Raw genomic sequence first — 18,130 nt, forward strand, 5'->3', positions numbered from 1 at the left:
CGGCGGCCTGGGCGGCCGGGTTCACGGCCTGCGCGTCGGCCGCTTCGCCGTCCTTGTCGCCATCCTTGCCGCCGTTCCTGGCGCCGTCCTTGCCGCCCGGCCGCGCGGGCTTGCCGGCCACCGTATTGCCTTGCGTGCCCTGGGCGGCGCTGTTCTGCGCGGCGTTGCCGTTCTGGGCGTTCTGCGTGTTCTGCGTGTCCTGTGCCGGGGCGGCGGCCTGGCTGCCGGCGTTGCCGCTGTTGCCGGCATTCTTGGCGCCATTGGCATTGCCGTCGTCGCGCGCGCGCGCCAGCGCGTCGCCGAAGCCCTGCTGCGCGGCGTCGGTGCTGCCGGCGCTGCGCGAGGCGGCCGCGCTGCTGGCGGTGTTGCTGACAATCTGGGTGATATCGATCATGGTCGGTGTCTGGCGGCTTAGCGGTGGCGGTCGGCGACTTGCAGGCGGGCGGCGCGCGCGGCGTATTCGTCGGTGTCGCGCTGCTCGCGGCGCGAGAGGGCTTGCTGCTCGCGCGTCTCGGCGCGGGTGATGAGGGTGTCGAACGAGTTCTGGCGGCGCTTCTGCTGCTGCCAGTTGGCGCGCCCGGCCAGCAGCTGCGCCTCGGCGCGCGCGAGCGCCTCGGTCTGCTGGCGGATGGCGGTGTCGAGCGAGGCCAGGAACTGGGCGAAGTCCTGCCAGCGCGTGGAGGTCATGCCGTCCTGGGCGATGGCCTGCATGCGCTCGCGGTATTCCTGCCGGTACTGGGTGAGCGCGGCAAGCTGCTGCTCGGCCTGGTTGCGCAGGCCCTGCAGCCGGCCCAGCTCGCGCGCGGCCGCATCCGTATCGTTCTGGGCCAGGTCGGCCAAGGTATTCAATGCAGATGGCTTAGCCATGTTCGCTCCGTTGGAAGATGCCGTGCAGCTGGCCGATCGAGGCGTCGTAGCCGGCGCGCTCGTGGATGTCCTGCTGGAGGAACGCTTCCATCTGCGGGTGCAGGTGGATGGCGAGGTCCAGTTCCGGATCGTTGCCGGGCACGTAGGCGCCCACGCTGATCAGGTCGCGGTTGCGCTGGTAGCGCGACATCAGCTGCTTGAAGCGCCGCACCGAGGCGAACTGCATCGGCTCGACCAGCGCCGTCATGGCACGGCTGATGGAGGCTTCCACGTCGATGGCCGGATAGTGGCCCGACTCGGCCAGGCTGCGCGAGAGCACGATGTGGCCGTCGAGAATGGCGCGCGCGGAGTCGGCGATCGGGTCCTGCTGGTCGTCGCCCTCGGTCAGCACCGTGTAGAACGCGGTGATCGAGCCGCCGCCTTCGGGGCCGTTGCCGGTGCGCTCCACCAGCGTGGGCAGCTTGGCGAACACCGAGGGCGGATAGCCCTTGGTGGCGGGCGGCTCGCCGATGGCCAGGGCGATCTCGCGCTGGGCCATCGCGTAGCGCGTGAGCGAGTCCATGATGAGCAGCACGTGGCGGCCCTGGTCGCGGAAATACTCGGCCAGGCGCGTGGCGTAGGCGGCGCCCTGCATGCGCAGCAGCGGCGAGGTGTCGGCGGGCGCCGCCACCACCACCGAGCGCCGGCGGCCGTCCTCGCCGAGGATGTTCTCGATGAAGTCCTTCACTTCGCGGCCGCGCTCGCCGATCAGGCCGACCACGATGACCTCGGCGCTGGTGTAGCGCGCCATCATGCCCAGCAGCACGCTCTTGCCCACGCCGGAGCCGGCGAACAGGCCCATGCGCTGGCCGCGGCCGACCGTGAGCATGCCGTTGATGGCGCGCACGCCCACGTCCAGCACGGTCTCGATCGGGGCGCGCTCGAGCGGGTTGATCTGGGTGCCGCCGAGCGTGACCTCGGTGGCGGCGCTGATGGGGCCGAGCCCGTCGAGCGGGCGGCCGGCGGCGTCGAGCACGCGGCCCAGCAGCCCTTCGCCGACCGGCAGGCGCTTGGAGCCGGGCTCGCGCGGGGCGGCGTCGCCGCTGGGGCGCGGCGTGGGTTCGAGCGGGTACACGCGCGCGCCGGGCACCAGGCCGACCACGTCGGACTGCGGCATCAGGTAGAGGCGGTCGGCGCCGAAGCCGACCACTTCGGCCTCGGCCATGCGCGGGCCGGTGCCCTTGCCGCCGGGCGACTGGCCGCCGGGCAGCTCGATCAGGCAGTCGCTGCCGACCGGCATGCGCAGGCCCACGGCCTCCAGCACCAGGCCGGCGGCGCGCGTCAGGCGGCCGCAGCTGCGCTTGCTGTCGAGCTCGGCGAGGCCGGCCGAGGCGCTGGCCAGCGCGTCGCGCCAGCGCTGGCCGTGCAGGCCGGGCAGCGCGGGCGCGGCAGGCGCCGGCGCGGCGTGGTCGGGCTTGGCCGCGCTGTTGTCAGGCATGGGGCGGCTCCCACGGGTCGTCGCGGCCGAGCGCCTTGACCACGCGGTTCCAGCGCGTGGACAGCGTGGCGTCGAGTTCGCCGCTGGCGGCGCTGGCCACGCAGCCGCCCCGCGCCACCGCGGGTTCGGCGCGCACGTTCCAGCCGGCGGCCTCGAGCTCGCCGGCCAGGTGGGTTTCCACCAGCGCCACGTCTTCGGGGTTGAGCAGCAGGCAGGGCGAGCCGGACAGCGCCGGCTCGGCGGCCAGCAGCTCGCGCACGGCCGGCAGCAGCACCGCGGGATCGGCCGCCACGGTCTGCTGCACCAGCTGGCGCGCCACGTCGAGCGCCAGCGCGATCAGGGTCTGGGCCACTTCCTCGTCCACGCGGCCGAGCGCGTGGCTGAAGGTGGCGGCCAGCTCCTGCAGGCGGCCGGCTTCGGCGCGCGCGCTTTCCAGGCCGCGCGCATAACCCTCGCGGTGGCCGTCGCCGTAGCCCTGGGTCTGGCCCTGGGTATAACCCTGGGCGTAGCCTTCCTTGCGCGCGCCTTCGCGCATGGCGTCGAGCGCGGCGAAGTCGATCGGGGGCGGGGCTGGCTCGAACGGCATGAACGCCGACGGCTCCGGCTCGGCGTCGCGCGGGTCGAGCGACACCATCTGCCAGCGCTGCCAGCCGCTTTTCTGCGGGGTGCGGCCGCCCGGCGGGGCGAAGCTGGTGAATTCGTTCTGGCCGCCCTGGTTGCCTTGATTGCCCTGGCCATTCTGGCGCGGGCCGCCGCGGCCGCCCGCGCGGCGGCCATCGCCGCCGTCGCCGCCGCCGCTGTTGCTGCTGTTGCCCTGGCGGTCGCCGCGGGCATTCGTGTAGGCCGGGTCCGCGGCATAACCGCGGAACTGGCCGAGGGCACGTTCAGACGTAGGCATCGTCGCCACCACCGATTACAACTTCGCCGGCTTCGGCCAGGCGGCGCACCACCTGGAGGATGTTCTTCTGTTCGGCCTCGACCTGCGAGACCCGTACCGGGCCCAGCGCCTCGAGGTCTTCGCGCAGCATTTCGCCGGCGCGGGTAGACATGTTGCGGATGAACTTGTCGCGCAGTTCCACCGGCGCGCCCTTGAGCGCGACGATGAGCGATTCGGTGGCCACTTCCTTGAGCACGCGCTGGATGCCGCGGTCGTCCACTTCCATCAGGTTCTCGAACAGGAACATCTCGTCGATGATCTTCTGGGCGAGGTCGCCGTCGTGCAGGCGCACGCCTTCGATGACCGCTTCCTCGTGGGCCGTGCTCATCAGGTTGATGATCTCGGCCGCGGTGCGCACGCCGCCCATGCGGCTGCGCTTGAGGCTCTGGCCCGCCAGCAGCTTGGTCAGCACGTCGGTCAGCTCCTGCAGCGCGCCCGGCTGCACGCCGCCGAAGGTGGCGATGCGCAGGATCACGTCGTTGCGCAGGCGGTCCGTGAACATGCCGAGGATCTCGGACGACTTCTGGCGGTCCAGGTGGATCAGGATGGTGGCGATGATCTGCGGATGCTCGTCGCGGATCAGCTCGGCCACCGAGGTGGAATCCATCCAGTTCAGCGAGTCGATGCCGCTGCCCGGGTCGCGCGACTCCAGGATGTCCTCGATCACCGACAGCGCGCGTTCCTCGCCCAGCGCCTTGTTCAGCACGCTGCGGATGAAGGTGCTCGAGTCCACGTCCAGCGCCATGTACTGCTCGGTCTCGGAGCGGAACTCGGCCAGCACCTCGGCCATCTGCTCGCGCGTCACCGAGGTGAGCGCCGCCATCGCCTGGCCCAGGGCCTGCACCTGCGGCGGTCCGAGATGCTTGAAGACCTCGGCCGCGGCGTCTTCCCCGAGCGACATCATCAGGATGGCGCTCTTCTGCAACCCTTCATCGTTCATCTTTGGACATCCAGTTCTTGATCACGCTGGCGACCAGGCGCGGGTCGCGCTGCGCAGCGTCGCGCACCAGGGCGAGATCGCTTTCGTATTTGGCGGCAAGCCGCAGGACTTCCGGATTGGACGGCTCTTCGGCGGGCAGCAGCACGGCCTGCTCTTCGGCGGTCTTCTCCTGTGGCGGCGGCAGCGGCGGCGCGGTGTACTTGCGCAGCACCGGGCGGGCGATCTTGAACCACACGAACGCGGCCAGCAGGGCCAGCATCAGGTAGCCGGCCACGGTCTTGGCCAGCGCGATCATGTCCGGCTGCTTCCACAGCGGGAGTTCGGGCTTGATGTCGACCTCGGCGGTGAACGGGCTGTTGACCACGTTGAGCGAGTCGCCGCGCTCGGCGGAGAAGCCCATCGCTTCCTTGGTCAGGTTCTCGATCTGGGTGAGCTGCGTGGCGGGCAGCGCCTCGGCCACCATCTTGCCGTTGGCGCCGGCCTTCTGGCGGTAGTTGACCACCACCGCCACCGACAGGCGCTTCACGCCGCCCGGGGCCTGCTGCACGTGGCGCACGGTGCGGTCGAGCTCGTAGTTGGTGGTGGAGTCCTTGCGGTTGCTGCTCGGGCCGGTCTGGGCCGTGCTGGTGGCACCGGTCTGTGCCGGCTGCCCGGCCTGGCCCTGCTGGCCGGGCTGCTGGCCCGGCTGGTTGGGCTGGCCGGGGCGCGGCGGCTGGGCCGTGGCGATCGGCGCGGTGGCGGGCGCGGGCGGCTGGTTGGACAGCGCGCCGGGCACGCCGCCGACGGGCGCGGCGCCCTGCTGGCTCGATTCGCTCGACTGCTGGCTGCGGATGGCCGCGCGGGTCGGGTCCTGGTTGGGCTTGAACGACTCGTCGGTGTGCTCGACGATGGCGAAGTCCACGTCGGCCGTGACCTGCGCCTTGACGTTGTCCTGGCCGACCAGCGGCGCCAGGATGGCTTCCACGCGCTGCGCGTAGTTGCGCTCCAGCGCCTGCACGTACTTGATCTGGCTGGCGTCGAGCATGCGCTCGTTGGTGCCGTTGCCCGACAGCAGGTTGCCGTGCTGGTCGACGATGGAGATCGACTTGGGCGTGAGTTCCGGCACGCTGGACGACACCAGGTAGCTGATCGCCGCGACCTGGCCGTCGTCGATGGCGCGGCCCGGGTAGAGCTGCAGCACCACCGAGGCGGTCGGCTTCTGGCGCTCGCGCACGAACAGCGTGGGCTTGGGGATGGCCAGGTGCACGCGCGCGGACTGCACCGCGCCGATCGACTCGATCGAGCGCGCCAGCTCGCCTTCCAGGCCGCGCTGGTAGTTGACCTGCTCGGCGAACTGGCTGATGCCGAACTTCTGCGAGTCCATCAGCTCCATGCCGGTGGTGCCGCTCTTGGGCAGGCCCTGGGAAGCCAGGCGCAGGCGGGTCTCGTGGACCTTGTCGGAGGGCACCATGACCGCACCGCCGCCCTCGGCGAACTTGTACGGCACGTTCATCTGCTGCAGGGAGGCGATGACGGCACCGCCGTCGCGCTCGGACAGGTTGCTGTAGAGCACCTTGTAGTCCGGCGCGCGCGACCACAGCACGCCCACCGCGATGGCCGCGGCAAGCGCCGCGGCACCCAGCATCATGGGCAGGCGCGGATTGGCCTTGAGGCGCTCGAACAGCTCGGATTTGCCCGACAGGGCGGCCACGGCGTTCATGCGCGCGCCCCGGTCATGGCCAGGATGGGCAGGGCCGGATGGCGGGCGCCGCTCTGGCTGCCCTGTCCACCCCGGCTGGCCTGGAGCATCCCGGCTACGGCATGGCTAAGATCACGCTGCTGACAAAACACGCGTACTCCCCGCGATAGTTGATCAAGATTCGGGTCCCGGACCGGGCGCGGCAACGCGGCAGCGCCCCAGATCCGGCACGGTATCGATCATCGTCCAGGCGCGGTGCCGACAATCACGGGAATAAGCCTCGTTTTCCACCCGATTTCCCGCAATGGGCCGCCCGGCGGGGCAGGTACGCTTCGGGGGCTGGCACAGGTGGCGTGCGCGGATGCGGTCTTGCGGCATGCGCGTGCCCCGGCGGATTTGCCGGCAGCGGCGCGGGGAGGGTCCGGCGCCATGTTCAACGACTTGACTCTTTGCGGGACCGGCTTGCCCCGAGCGGGCGCGGCGGGTTCCGAGCGGATCGCCATGACTACCATCTCTTCCATCGACGGCATGCTGCAGCAGTTGCGCGGGCTGGCCCAGAGCGCCACCGGCACGCAAAGCCAGGCCACCACGGCCGCGGCCGCCGGCCCGGGCAGCTTCGCCAGCGAACTGCAGCGCTCGCTGGCGCGCGTCAGCGCCGTGCAGGAACACGCCTACGGCCAGGCCGACGCCTTCGAGCTGGGCAAGCCCGGCGTGTCGCTCAACGACGTGATGATCGACATGCAGAAGGCCAACGTGTCGTTCCAGACCGCCGTGCAGGTGCGCAACCGGCTGGCCGGCGCCTACCAGGAAATCATGAGCATGACGGTGTAACGGCCGCCTGAGGCTTTCTGGCCGTGGATCAAACGCCGGAGACAGGTTTCGAGGATGCCGGTCGGTAAGAGAGGTATTGATGGTTGGCCAGATGATGGTTATCGCGGATGCGATGGCGCTGGCAGGCGAAGCTGGCCTTGCGATTGGCGTTTTTCCAGGGCCGGGCCGTTCGCCAGATGGCTGGTGCAACAGGAAACAAGATGAACAAGGAAGAGCTTCGGGCGCAAATCGCCCGGCTGGTAGAGCAGTATGCTGAGGTGGTGGCAAGTGAAGCGACCACTTTCCAGCCCGGACACTCGATCATTCCGCCTTCGGGCAAGGTCGTGGGGGCGCCGGAGATGAAGGCAATGGTCGACGCTTCGCTCGATTGTTGGTTGACGGCAGGGCGTTTCAATGACCAGTTCGAGAAGCGCCTGGCAACCCTGCTGGGGGCTCGCCATGTGCTGACGGTCAACTCGGGGTCGTCCGCAAATCTGGTTGCCTTTGCTGCCTTGACATCGCCGCGTCTCGGCGATCGCGCGATCCGTCCCGGCGACGAAGTGATCGGCGTGGCGGCGGGTTTTCCGACGACCGTCAATCCAATCCTGCAATGCGGGGCAATCCCCGTCTTCGTGGATGTGGAACTGGGTACCTATAACATTGATGCGAGCAAGATCGAAGAAGCCATCTCTCCACGGACCAAGGCGATCATGCTCGCGCACACACTGGGGAATCCGTACAACCTCGGTGTGATTACGGCGCTCTGCCGCAAGCATAACCTCTGGCTGGTTGAAGATTGCTGCGACGCGCTCGGTGCCACTTACGACGGCAAACTGGTCGGGAGCTTTGGCGACATTGCCACGCTCAGCTTCTATCCCGCGCACCACATTACCATGGGCGAGGGCGGCGCGGTCTTCACGAACAGCGACATACTCAAGCAGATCGCCGAGTCGTTCCGTGACTGGGGACGGGATTGCTATTGCCCACCGGGAAAGGACAATACCTGCGGCCGGCGCTTTTGCTGGAAGCTGGGCTCGTTGCCTGAGGGCTATGACCACAAGTACACCTACTCCCACATAGGGTATAACCTTAAGATCACTGACATGCAGGCGGCCTGCGGGCTGGCGCAACTGGACCGTGCCGAGGAGTTTATTGCAATCCGCAAGCGGAACTTCGCATACATGAAAGATCGTCTTGGTCGCTGTAGCGATGCGCTGATTCTGCCGGAGGCCACGCCGCGCTCGGATCCGTCATGGTTCGGCTTCCCAATGACGTTGAGGCCGGAAGCCGGTGTGCGGCGGGCGGATCTGATCTCCTATCTGGATCAGCATCGTATCGGCACTCGTTTGCTGTTTGCCGGCAACCTGGTCCGCCAGCCATATATGCAAGGGCGCCCATACCGCATATCAGGGGATCTGCGCAATTCCGATATCGTGATGAGTGACACATTCTGGGTGGGCGTTTATCCGGGCCTGAGCGAGCAGATGCTCGATTTCATGGCGGAGAAGTTGGAGCAGTTCTTCGGTGTTGGTTTCTAGACATGCGGGTGGAGCCACTTGTCATTGCCGGCTGTTTCCGGCTATGGGGAAACCTGTCCGAGGACGCGAGAGGTGATTTCTTCAAGCTGTTCCATGCTCCTACACTAGGCGGGTTGGACCTAGAGACGAATTTCACGGAGTCCTATATCTCGACATCCCATGTCGGCGTGATCCGTGGTATGCATTTCCAGCGTCCGCCCAAGGACCACGCCAAGCTGGTCTGTTGCCTCAGCGGCAGGGCCCGTGACGGTCTGGTCGATCTGCGAGCCGGATCCACGACCTTCGGCCAAAGTCTCAGCCTGATATTGACAGGGGACGAGCCGACAGTGCTCTATGTGCCAAAGGGGGTCGCGCACGGCTTTGCCGCGCACGTCGACCATACCCGCATGTGGTATCTCGTGTCTTCGGTACACGATCCCGCCGCCGATGCAGGAGTACACCCCCATAGTGTCGGCATTGATTGGTGGGCCGAGGGGCCGGCCATTGCCCGGCCGGTGCTTTCCACCCGAGACCAGCGGTTCCCCGCGTTGGCGGACTATCTGGAAGCTAGTGATTTCTGACAATCGGGAAGATGACATCTGTGCTACTGACCGGAGCATCCGGTTACGCTGGCGCCGCTATCGCGGCGGCCTTGAGAGCCCGTGGGATGACTGTGCTGACAGCAGGGCGCCGATCTGCTGATGACGTTCAACTCGACCTGCTGAAGCCGGATAGCGTGATCGGTAGCGCAATTCCCGACGGCGTGGATGTTTGCGTCCACGCCGCCGCCGCAAACGAGGTGTCGTGTCGCCATGACCCGGTTGCCGCCTACACTGCAAATGTCACGGCAACACGGGCGCTGCTGCGCGCGGCCGAATCCGCTGGCATCCGTAATCTAGTCTATCTCTCGACTTTTCATGTTTTCGGGAGACCATGCGGAGACCTAGATGAAGATGTGGCTCCCCTGCCGGAAAACGACTACGGCATGACACACTGGATGGCGGAGCAGGCCTTCCTGATGCACGGTCGCCGGACTGATGCCCGGGTGAGCATTCTGCGGCCCGCGAACCTCTTCGGTGAGCCTGTGGACTGGGATACCTTTAACCGCTGGACCCTGGCACCCTTTGATTTCGCGCGGCAGGCTGTCAAGTATGGCGTGGTCCGTCTGCTATCGGACGGCGCGCCGGTGAGAAGCTACGTTTCGATCTCGTATCTAGCGCAAGCTGTCCTGGCCGCTGTCTCCGGCCTGCTTCCTGCTACCACGCACCTCGCGGGAGAGGTCTGGAGCATGGCTGCGCTGGCGGAACTATGCGCACGCATCGCTCGCGAGGTAACTGCGCGGGAGATTGGTGTCTCGTTCGGGAAGGCTGACTTGGGCGAATTGCCCTATCGGTTCCTTTCAAGACACTGGCCGGCCGAAGCAGGTGGGACGGATTGCGACATGTCTGCCTTTATTCGCAGCGTTGTGAGCAGCCTGCTGGAAACACCCCAATGAACCGGATTTCATCCTTGGCGAAAGTATCCCCGCTCGCGGATATCGAGCGCTCCATACGCGGAAACCATGTCCTCGTGGCGGATCACGTGACGGTAGACAGTTTTGTGAAAATCAAGTTTGCGGGCGGTGACGGTGACGTCGAGATTGGATCCTACTGTTACTTGAACTCTGGCGTTGTTATCTATTCCGGCAACGGTGTTAAGTTGGGCAACGGAGTGTTGATTGCGGCAAATACCACGCTTGCACCTACCAACCACGAGTATCGCAAGCGTGACCGGACGATTATCGAGCAGCGCTTCATGCCGTCGAAAGGCGGGATTATCGTCGAAGACGATTGCTGGATCGGAGCCAACTGCGTGCTGTTGGATGGCACGTACCTGGGACGTGGATGCGTGGTTGGCGCGGGTACGGTGCTCAAGGGAGAGTGGCCGGCGTTTGCGGTGATAGCGGGTACCCCTGCCAAGGTAATTCGCTATCGGGAGTAGCCATGGGATGCGGGGTATGCCGCGGGACTGTCGTCTGGGGCAGCTAGGTGATGGTTCAGGTAGCCGGGAGCACTGCGGGATACGGGAAAATGTCCGCAAACTGATCGAGTTGGCGCTCGGTCAGGCCGCGGGCGAGATCGGGCGCTTCATGCACGAGCCGATACCATTCGGCGGTGGCGGCCAGTGCGTTATCGAGCGGCCAGCGGGGACTCCAGCCCAACATGCGTCGTGCCTTGGCCGAGTCGAGATAGAGAAAGCGGGCCTCGTGCGGTGCCGAAGCTGCTGCGGCAGAATCGATCTCCCAGTCCAATTCCGGCCAATGACGTTGGAGTCGTGTGAGGACGTCGGCGACAGACAGGTTATCGCAAGCATCCGGTCCGAAATTGAACGCCGAGGCGAATTCGTGTTCTCCGGCCAGTAGCCTGGCGCCGAGCAGGAGGTAGCCGTTGAGGGATTCCAGGACGTGCTGCCAAGGGCGAGTCGCCCCGGGGTGGCGGATTTGCAGCGTACCACCTTCGGCAACCGCGCGCGCGGCGTCGGGCAGCAAGCGATCCTCCGACCAGTCGCCGCCGCCGATGACATTGCCGGCGCGTGCGGTGGCGAGGAGTACCCCGCGCTGGTCGAGGAAGGACTGACGATAGCTCGCCGCGACCAGTTCCGCTCCTGCCTTGCTTGCGCTATAAGGATCATGCCCTCCCAACGGGTCCAATTCCCGATATCCCCACAGCCACTCTCTGTTGTCATAACACTTGTCTGTGGTCACGATGACAATGGCCCGGATCGACGGACACCGGCGACAGGCTTCCAGCAGATTCACCGTACCCATGACGTTGGTTGCCCAGGTCGAGGCCGGGTCGCGGTAGCTGGTGCGTACCAGAGGCTGTGCTGCCAGATGGAAGACAATCTCGGGTTGCGCAGCATGCAAGGCGCTCGCTAGTGCTTCAGCGTTGCGGATATCGGCGAGATGATGCGCCGAGAGGGCATCCCTGACTCCGGCGTGCGTGAACATGTCGGGCCGCGATGCAGGTGGTAGCGCGTAGCCTGTGAGGCGCGCGCCAAGGCGTGCGAGCCACAGTGACATCCAGGATCCTTTGAACCCAGTGTGCCCTGTCAGGAATACGGGGCGGTTGGCATAGGCATTGCGCATGCTGATCACCAGATTTTCCACGGGGCAGCGCCAGACTGCCACAACTGTTCCAACATGTTCTTCTCGCGCAAGGTATCCATCGGTTGCCAGAAGCCTTTGTGCTCGAATGCCAACAGATGCCCGCGTCTTGCCAGGCTTTCCATCGGGGCCTGTTCCCAACTGATACCGTCATCAGCAATCAGGTCGATCACTTCGGGCTGCAGCACAAAGAACCCGCCGTTTATCCAGGCACCGTCTCCACGCGGCTTTTCCGCGAAGCCGGATACCATATTTTCATTGGTGCGTTCCAGCGCGCCATAACGTCCGGGCGGCTGCACCGCTGCCACGGTTGCCCAGCGACCATGATTGCGGTGAAAGGCGATCTCTGCGCTTAAGTCGATATTGGAGACGCCATCGCCATAGGTGAAGCAGAATGACTCGCCGGGCGTAAGGTATTCGCGCACGCGCCGCAGGCGCCCCCCGGTCTGGGACTCCTCACCGGTGTCGACCAAGGTGACGCGCCACGGCTCAGCTTTGCGGCAATGCACTTCCATGCGATTCTCGGACATGTCGAAGGTGACATCGGACATGTGAAGGAAGTAGTTGGCGAAGTACTCCTTGATGACGTAGCCCTTGTAGCCCAGGCAGATGACGAAGTCGTTGATGCCGTGCGCGGCGTACATCTTCATGATGTGCCACAGGATCGGCTTGCCGCCGACCTCGATCATGGGCTTGGGGCGCAGATGGGATTCCTCGGAGATGCGCGTGCCGAGGCCGCCGGCGAGAATAACGGTTTTCATGCCGCCACCTCGTTGACCGTCTGGACACCGAGAATCTCGCTGATGGAGGGCGCCCCAGTGCGTTCAATCAGTGCCAGTTCGACGCCGAGTTCCTGCCGCGTGATATCCACGAGGCTGCTCTTGTCATAACCTTGTTCGTCCATTCTCGCGCAGAGAAGGCGGTAAAGTGGTAAATGGTACTTGCGCAGCGTGATGCTTTCCATCAGTAGTTCAATTGCGTGATCGCGGTTGCCGATCTGATACTGGATTTCGGATAGGGCGAAGGCGACGAGCCAGTGCTTGCTCCACTTGGCAGACATGTTCTCTAGCAGGCTGCGCAGTTCGATATGACGCCGCTCGCGCAGCAGCAGGTCGATGGTGACAACGAGTTCTGCCATCGAATGCCATTCCCCGGCGCAAAACACGCCGTCTGTTGTGCCGGGTGCCAGATGACTCAGGTCTCGTTGCTGTCCAACCACCTCAATCATCTGGCTCTCGAACCAACGTGCGAATCCCGCTGCATCGGAGATGGCACTCTTCTCGAAACGAGGCCTTAGCGACAAGCGCAGGTCATTGAGTTGGTCGATGTCGCTAGCGAGCTGCGTGGCCATATTTGCATACAGATTCTCGTTGTCGCAAACCAGGAACCCGAGACCGGCGGCATTCAGATACGGTGCGGACATCCGGGTATGAAAGGCCGTGCCGGCCAGCGAAACGACTGGCACACCCATCCACAACGCATCGCAGGTCGTGGTGCCACCCGTTACCGGAGACGTGTCTAGCACAATATCTATGTCGTGATAGGTCAGGTATTGGTTCTGTCCTAGCCTGGGAATGCAGTTGACGCGCTCAACCTCGATGCCAACCTGGGCCATACGCTGTAGTAACGGCGTTTTCACCTCGTCCCTGTCGAGTCCTGCTGCCTCGACCAATAGGCGGCTGTTGGGGCAGCGCGTCATCACCGCACTCCAGAGTCGAAGGGCCTTGTCGGTGATCTTTCCGATGCCATTGCAGGATCCGAAGGTGACGTGCCCATTGCGGATAGCGGGTGTCTCCCGGGTCTGATATTCGTTTTCATACGCCCTTAGGGGGCTGTGAACCAGTGGGTGGTAGACCGCGAACACGCCAGGTGCACGGAGCAGGTTCTCGGTGTATTGCGACTCTGCTCCGGCTGGATCGCCGATCCAGTCGGTGATCCGGTGGTGGATGGTTGGCATGCCCGTACTGCCGGGGTAGCCAAGCCAGGTGAGTTGGATCGGGGCCAGACCGTAAACCATATAGTGCAAAGGCGAGGAGCCCGTATAGCCGCCAAGGTCGATCAGTACATCGAAATTTTCCTCGCGGACTGCACGTACGATCTCGGTCTCCTGCTTGTTTGCGAGATCGATGAAGCGATCAGAGTAGATCGATATCTTGTGCGTGACGTTGTCCCGGTAGGAGTGCAAGCCAAGCAATACGACTTCAAATCTCGACCGGTCGATGTGAGCGATAAATGGTATTAGGAAATAGGAGCAAGCGTGGCGAAACAGATCGTTCGACAGGATACCGAGCCGAATTTTCCCGGACTGCGGCTTCGTTTCGATGGGCAACTCAGGCAGACGGTGCTGGGCAAGCTGCTGGGCATAGCCTTTGGCTTCTTCCAGAAGGTCGGCCGCACTGGTCTTTTCACCTAGCAGCATAAGAAACAGAAGATTCGACCGGATACTTTTATTGTCCGGTGCAATCGCCGCAGCTCTCTTGAGCACCACAATAGCTTCCTCGGCGAAGCCGGTATCTTTCAGATCATTGGCGTAGTTAGCAAGGATTGCCGGATTGTCAGGGGCGATCGCAAGGGCTTTGAGGGAAGCTTGCTTTGCGTCGGCATGGAGTCCAAGCTTCTGCAGTACGATCGAGTAGTTGGCCCATGCGTCCAGACACCCAGGGTGTAACGCCACACAGGACGCGAAGATTGCCTTGGCATTCTGGAGCTTCCCCATCACAGACAGGATTCGGCCGCTTATGGCCATCAGATCCTGCTGGTCGGGATGAGCCTTCAATCCGGCCTGGCTGATGGCGTAGGCTTCCTCACGGCGGCCCAGTTCAAGGATGGAGAATGCACGCCAATAGTAAGTGAGTGGTGTGCTCCGGCCGACCTGCTGGGCTTTCTCTGCATTGGAAAGCGCTTCGAGATAACGGCCGGCGCGATGACTTGCCTCGGCCTTCTTTATGTAACGATCCGCTTTAGATCTGGTTACCGAGTTCTTCATAGGGGATGGGATGAGTTGGCGAGGTGGCTATGCACGACGCTGTTTGCCCATATATCTCTGCGCAGAATGCCTGCGCTTGAACGTAGGGGTTCTGAGTGTTCTAGGTGTTCGCGAATTCGGCTTCCCGTGCTTGCCCGACCTCAATGCCAAGTACTTCCAGCATTGTCGGCGTACCTTGTTGACTCAGGATATCTAGGCTCATGCCGAACTGTTGCTGTAGAAATTCTCCCAATGCGCTTTTGTCGTACAGATATTCGTCCATTCGTGCGTTGAGCAGACGGTAGAGCGGCAGGTGATAGGTCCGCAGGCCTATGCTTTCCATCAAATATCCTACTACTGCGTCTGGCTGCCCGGTGTGATGCTCGATCTCGGCGAGTACATAGGGAACGATCCAGTGCTTTGGCCACTTGGCGGAAAAATTCTCCAGCAGGCCACGCAATTCGGCGTAACGGCGGGCATCCAGCAAGCCGGCGATGGCAATCACGATTTCCGCCGTGGTGTGCCATGTACCAGAGAAATACACACCATCCTTGGGGCCGGGGGCGGTGTTCTGAAGCACACGTCGCTGTGCAACGATCACCGTAAGCTGTGCTTCCATCCAGCGCGCGAAAGCGGCGCCGTCAGCTACCGGACTTTGCTCGAAGCGTTGCCGCAGCGATAGGCGCAAGCCATTTAGTCCTTCGATGTCGGTGGCCAGTTGCACGGCTACGTCGGCATACTCAGCTTCGTTGCCGCAGGCTAGGCCAGAGAGACCCAATGTGTGGACGAAACTGGCTGACATCCTGGAGTGAAAGGCGGTACCGGCCAATGTAACGACAGGCACACCCATCCATAAGGCGTCGCAGGTGGTAGTGCCGCCGGTGAGCGGTAGCGTATCCAGCACGATGTCGATGTCGTGATAGGTCAGATACTGGTTTTTCGCCAAGCGTGGTATGCAAGATACGCGGTCCGGTGCAATGCCGGCTTTGGCCAAGCGTGCCAGCAGTGGGGCGCTGACTGAGTCACTATCGATGTCGCGAGCCTCGATCAGCAGTCGGCTATCCGGGCAACGAGTCATTACCGTGCCCCACAGTGCTATGGTCTGGTCCGTGATTTTGCCGAGATTGTTACAGGAGCCGAAAGTAATTCGGCCGATTTGAAGGGCAGGTGTTTCCTGCACCCTGTATTTTTCTTCGTAGACTTCCAGTGGGCTGTGTACCAGTGGCGAGTACGTGCAAAAGACGTCCGGCGCTCTCAACAGAGTTTCGGTGTAGTGTGGCTCGAAGCCCGCGGGGTCGGCGGTCCAGTCACTTATACGGTAGTCGATGGCGGCCATGCCGGTGCTTCCGGGATAGCCGAGCCAAGTCATTTGCACCGGCGCAAGCCTATGTACCATATAGGGCAGTGGAGAGGTCCCGGTATGGCCACCGAGGTCCACCAGCACGTCGAGTTGCTCACCACGGATGACGTCAACGATGTTCGCTTTTGGTTTGCCGGCCAGTTCGAAATATCGATTGGCATGCGACCGGATCTTGTCTGTGACGCGGTCACTCCGAGGATTCAGCGAGAATACCATCACCTCTATTCTGGTACGGTCCAGGTTGGCGAGTAGCGGGAGGATGAAGTATGCACACGGGTGGCGCATCAGATCGTTGGATATTAGGCCGAGGCGAATCGGTCCGCCGTTCTCGCGAGGCGCGGGATTGCTATGAGGCAGGCGCTGCCTGGCTAACAGCAGTTGCTCGTAGGCTTTTGCTTCGCGCAACAGGTCCAGTGCGGTCGTGTCCTGCGCGAACAGCATGACGAACAGCAGATTGGCGCGAATGGCAGGGTTTTCTGGGGCTAGCCTTACCGCCTTGCGAAGCGCGGCGATTGCCTCGACCATCTCACCGGTTTCCTTCAACGCTATGCCATAGTTGCATGCTGACACCGGTTCATTCGGGTCGAGGGCTAGCGCCTTGAGCGCAGCTTCCTTCGCTGCTGCGGGTTCGCGCAGTTCCAGCAGCAGTGCGGCATAGTGTACCCATCCACTGATGGCAGCCGGCGCCGTAGTGACGCATTGGAGCAGGAGCCGCCGTGCCCCCTCATGGTCGCCATTGCGCAGCAAGACGAAACCTCCGAGCGACATCAGTTCCACATCGCCCGGGAAGTGCTGCAGGCCGTCGCCAAGTATATCGGCGGCCCTTTTCGTGTCCAGTAGACCTAGTGCTGCGGCCATTTGCCAATAGCTGGCGTTGGCGCTCTTACCGTAGATGTGCTCCGCCCGCTCGGCCTCCTTGAGCGCCGCCCGGTACTGACCTGCAGCATAGAGTTCGCGCGCTTTATCGATCTGCCGCGGCGACCGAGGGGCGATTTTGATTGATTTCATCCTAAGGGCTCGTCTTGGCTGGACGGTACAGGCAATGCACTAGTCTTGCGATGCCGCAATCTCACTGGACATCCGAAACCATTCCCGCATTGGGCAATAGTTCAGCTGTCTCGTTTCCCTAAAACTTAACAGGACGTCGGACGAGTTGAGGTGAGAATACAGGCCAAAAACAAGGTTAATTCCAAGCTACTGACAGTGATGGGGTCCAAGCTTCGCGCAGGAAGCCAGTAGGCTTGGTGTCAGGAAGTCAGCCCTATATGTGGTGGGGCTTTGGGGCAGGCGCGGTTCCGATCGCAGCCTGCTCTTTCTCGAGCTGGTAGAGCCAGGCCAGCAGCTCGGCCACGGCCACGTACAACTGCGGCGGGATGTGCGAGTCCAGGTCGACCTGCATCAGCAGCGTCACCAGCGCGGGGGAGTTGTGCACGTACACGCCGCTTTCGCGGGCGCGCGCGATGATGGCGTCGGCGATCTCGCCGTAGCCCTTGGCCACCACGCGCGGGCTGCCGTCGCGGCCTTCTTCGTAGGCCAGCGCGACCGCGCTGCCGCGCGCGTCGTCCTGCGGCATGGGCTGGCTCAAGGCAGGTTCTCCCCGGGCGAGAGGATGCCGTTGACGGCCAGCGCGGACAGGTCGAGGCCGGTGGCGGCCAGCCGCTCCTGCAGTTGCGCGCGGGCGGCGTGCAGGCGGTTGACCGAGTCGGGCGCGGCCAGGCGCGCCTCGATGCGGTTGCCGGCCACGCTCAGGCGCGCCTCGACGGTGCCCAGGTGCGGGAACTGGAGCACCAGCTTGGTCGACCACGGCGCGCTCGCCGGGTCGGGCGCCTGGCCGTGGCCGCCCGCGTGGCGCTCCTCGGTCTCGCGGCGGATCTGCCAGTCCAGCGGCGTGCCGGGCCAGGCCTCGCCAATCCAGCGGAATTGCTGCGTGGCCAGGGTGTCGAGCTGCTGGCGCACCAGCGCGGCGGCGTCCGGGTGGACCGCCGGGCCGGCCGCCGGGGTGGCCGAGGCCGCGCCCAGGCGGGCGTCGCCGCCGCGGCCATCGGCCACGGCACCGTCGGCGTCCACGTGGCGCGCCTGCGGCAGCGGGGCGGAGGCGGCCTGGTAGGCCTGCGTGGCCTGCTGCGCGAGATGGGCCGACGGCCCCTGCGGGACCGGCAGGCCGGACGTGGCCGGCGGCGCGCTGGATTGCGCGGCATGGCTGGCCGCGTTGGCCGGGTTGGCGGCGGGGGGCGGCGCGTCGTCGGCGGGCGCCTGGGTGTCCGGCTGGGCCACGATGGCGACCGTGGCCGCGGCCACCGCGCGGGCGTCCGCCGCGGCGGCCTGGGCCGCCGTGGGCGGCGCCACGGGGGCCGGCTGGTAGGTCAGCTGCAGGACCGGCGCGCCGTCGTCGGCGCCGGGCGCGGGGGCGCTGGCGGGCGCGGCCGGGCCGGGG

General features: G+C 64.5%; 16 protein-coding genes and 1 pseudogene. 5 read left to right on the plus strand and 12 right to left on the minus strand.

Going from position 1 to position 18,130, the window contains the following annotated elements:
* From K206_RS0129080 to fliF, 6 genes and pseudogenes are all read right to left on the minus strand, one after another.
* A pseudogene (locus K206_RS0129080) lies at window positions 1-394 on the minus strand (hypothetical protein); the annotation flags it as partial.
* Window positions 395-411: 17 nt separating this feature from the next.
* Window positions 412-867, minus strand: a complete 456-nt coding sequence (gene fliJ / locus K206_RS0129085; RefSeq protein WP_029044218.1) for a flagellar export protein FliJ — start codon at window positions 865-867, stop codon at window positions 412-414.
* A complete protein-coding gene (gene fliI / locus K206_RS0129090) occupies window positions 860-2,344 on the minus strand; it encodes a flagellar protein export ATPase FliI (RefSeq protein WP_020205880.1) in 1,485 nt (494 codons plus the stop codon). The genes fliJ and fliI overlap by 8 nt, the downstream gene beginning before the upstream one ends.
* The gene (gene fliH / locus K206_RS0129095; protein WP_020205881.1) at window positions 2,337-3,242 is read right to left on the minus strand and encodes a flagellar assembly protein FliH; all 906 of its coding nucleotides are present in this window, start codon (window positions 3,240-3,242) and stop codon (window positions 2,337-2,339) included. The genes fliI and fliH overlap by 8 nt, the downstream gene beginning before the upstream one ends.
* On the minus strand, window positions 3,229-4,221 hold the full coding sequence (gene fliG / locus K206_RS0129100; protein WP_029044219.1) for a flagellar motor switch protein FliG: 993 nt from the start codon (window positions 4,219-4,221) through the stop codon (window positions 3,229-3,231). The genes fliH and fliG overlap by 14 nt, the downstream gene beginning before the upstream one ends.
* Window positions 4,211-5,920: a flagellar basal-body MS-ring/collar protein FliF gene (gene fliF / locus K206_RS0129105; RefSeq protein ID WP_020205883.1), complete on the minus strand. Its 1,710-nt coding sequence runs from the start codon at window positions 5,918-5,920 to the stop codon at window positions 4,211-4,213. Before fliF ends, fliG begins: the two co-directional genes overlap by 11 nt.
* 480 nt (window positions 5,921-6,400) lie before the next feature.
* Here fliF and fliE point away from each other — a divergent pair, with 480 nt between their 5' ends.
* From fliE to K206_RS0129130, 5 genes are all read left to right on the plus strand, one after another.
* Window positions 6,401-6,730, plus strand: coding sequence for a flagellar hook-basal body complex protein FliE (gene fliE, locus K206_RS0129110; RefSeq protein ID WP_020205884.1), 330 nt, complete (start codon window positions 6,401-6,403; stop codon window positions 6,728-6,730).
* A 200-nt stretch (window positions 6,731-6,930) separates the two neighbouring features.
* Entirely contained in the window at window positions 6,931-8,247 is a 1,317-nt protein-coding gene (rfbH, locus tag K206_RS0129115) for a lipopolysaccharide biosynthesis protein RfbH (protein WP_020205885.1), read from the plus strand.
* 2 nt (window positions 8,248-8,249) lie between these two features.
* Entirely contained in the window at window positions 8,250-8,807 is a 558-nt protein-coding gene (locus tag K206_RS0129120) for a dTDP-4-dehydrorhamnose 3,5-epimerase family protein (RefSeq protein ID WP_020205886.1), read from the plus strand.
* Between the two features lie 11 nt (window positions 8,808-8,818).
* The gene (locus K206_RS41965) at window positions 8,819-9,721 is read left to right on the plus strand and encodes an NAD(P)-dependent oxidoreductase (RefSeq protein ID WP_081651549.1); all 903 of its coding nucleotides are present in this window, start codon (window positions 8,819-8,821) and stop codon (window positions 9,719-9,721) included.
* Complete coding sequence (locus tag K206_RS0129130) at window positions 9,718-10,206, plus strand: DapH/DapD/GlmU-related protein (RefSeq protein ID WP_020205888.1); 489 nt, start codon at window positions 9,718-9,720, stop codon at window positions 10,204-10,206. The genes K206_RS41965 and K206_RS0129130 overlap by 4 nt, the downstream gene beginning before the upstream one ends.
* 55 nt (window positions 10,207-10,261) lie before the next feature.
* On the opposite strand, the gene rfbG is transcribed toward K206_RS0129130, so the two are convergent.
* The 6 genes from rfbG to K206_RS41030 all read right to left on the minus strand — a co-directional run.
* Window positions 10,262-11,374: a CDP-glucose 4,6-dehydratase gene (gene rfbG / locus K206_RS39630; protein WP_369796934.1), complete on the minus strand. Its 1,113-nt coding sequence runs from the start codon at window positions 11,372-11,374 to the stop codon at window positions 10,262-10,264.
* Window positions 11,359-12,132: a glucose-1-phosphate cytidylyltransferase gene (gene rfbF / locus K206_RS0129140; protein WP_020205890.1), complete on the minus strand. Its 774-nt coding sequence runs from the start codon at window positions 12,130-12,132 to the stop codon at window positions 11,359-11,361. The genes rfbG and rfbF overlap by 16 nt, the downstream gene beginning before the upstream one ends.
* Window positions 12,129-14,357, minus strand: coding sequence for a hypothetical protein (locus K206_RS0129145; protein ID WP_029044220.1), 2,229 nt, complete (start codon window positions 14,355-14,357; stop codon window positions 12,129-12,131). The genes rfbF and K206_RS0129145 overlap by 4 nt, the downstream gene beginning before the upstream one ends.
* Window positions 14,358-14,457: 100 nt before the next feature.
* Window positions 14,458-16,704 carry a tetratricopeptide repeat protein gene (locus K206_RS39635; RefSeq protein ID WP_043367227.1) on the minus strand — a complete coding sequence of 749 codons (2,247 nt, stop codon included), beginning with the start codon at window positions 16,702-16,704 and terminating at the stop codon, window positions 14,458-14,460.
* A 253-nt stretch (window positions 16,705-16,957) separates the two neighbouring features.
* Window positions 16,958-17,269, minus strand: coding sequence for an EscU/YscU/HrcU family type III secretion system export apparatus switch protein (locus tag K206_RS0129160; RefSeq protein WP_020205894.1), 312 nt, complete (start codon window positions 17,267-17,269; stop codon window positions 16,958-16,960).
* A gap of 8 nt (window positions 17,270-17,277) precedes the next feature.
* A partial coding sequence (locus K206_RS41030; protein WP_020205895.1) for a flagellar hook-length control protein FliK occupies window positions 17,278-18,130 on the minus strand: 853 nt, incomplete at its 5' end.

The sequence above is a fragment of the Cupriavidus sp. WS genome (assembly GCF_000395345.1).
GTDB classification, from domain to species: Bacteria; Pseudomonadota; Gammaproteobacteria; order Burkholderiales; family Burkholderiaceae; genus Cupriavidus; species Cupriavidus basilensis_B.

Excerpts from the sequence above, each read along its gene's own strand:
- fliJ (WP_029044218.1), bottom strand. The coding sequence starts at position 867 with ATGGCTAAGCCATCTGCATTGAATACCTTGGCCGACCTGGCCCAGAAC.
- fliI (WP_020205880.1), bottom strand. The coding sequence starts at position 2,344 with ATGCCTGACAACAGCGCGGCCAAGCCCGACCACGCCGCGCCGGCGCCT.
- fliH (WP_020205881.1), bottom strand. The coding sequence starts at position 3,242 with ATGCCTACGTCTGAACGTGCCCTCGGCCAGTTCCGCGGTTATGCCGCG.
- fliG (WP_029044219.1), bottom strand. The coding sequence starts at position 4,221 with ATGAACGATGAAGGGTTGCAGAAGAGCGCCATCCTGATGATGTCGCTC.
- fliF (WP_020205883.1), bottom strand. The coding sequence starts at position 5,920 with ATGAACGCCGTGGCCGCCCTGTCGGGCAAATCCGAGCTGTTCGAGCGC.
- fliE (WP_020205884.1), top strand. The coding sequence starts at position 6,401 with ATGACTACCATCTCTTCCATCGACGGCATGCTGCAGCAGTTGCGCGGG.
- rfbH (WP_020205885.1), top strand. The coding sequence starts at position 6,931 with ATGAACAAGGAAGAGCTTCGGGCGCAAATCGCCCGGCTGGTAGAGCAG.
- K206_RS0129120 (WP_020205886.1), top strand. The coding sequence starts at position 8,250 with ATGCGGGTGGAGCCACTTGTCATTGCCGGCTGTTTCCGGCTATGGGGA.
- K206_RS41965 (WP_081651549.1), top strand. The coding sequence starts at position 8,819 with ATGACATCTGTGCTACTGACCGGAGCATCCGGTTACGCTGGCGCCGCT.
- K206_RS0129130 (WP_020205888.1), top strand. The coding sequence starts at position 9,718 with ATGAACCGGATTTCATCCTTGGCGAAAGTATCCCCGCTCGCGGATATC.
- rfbF (WP_020205890.1), bottom strand. The coding sequence starts at position 12,132 with ATGAAAACCGTTATTCTCGCCGGCGGCCTCGGCACGCGCATCTCCGAG.
- K206_RS0129145 (WP_029044220.1), bottom strand. The coding sequence starts at position 14,357 with ATGAAGAACTCGGTAACCAGATCTAAAGCGGATCGTTACATAAAGAAG.
- K206_RS39635 (WP_043367227.1), bottom strand. The coding sequence starts at position 16,704 with ATGAAATCAATCAAAATCGCCCCTCGGTCGCCGCGGCAGATCGATAAA.
- K206_RS0129160 (WP_020205894.1), bottom strand. The coding sequence starts at position 17,269 with ATGCCGCAGGACGACGCGCGCGGCAGCGCGGTCGCGCTGGCCTACGAA.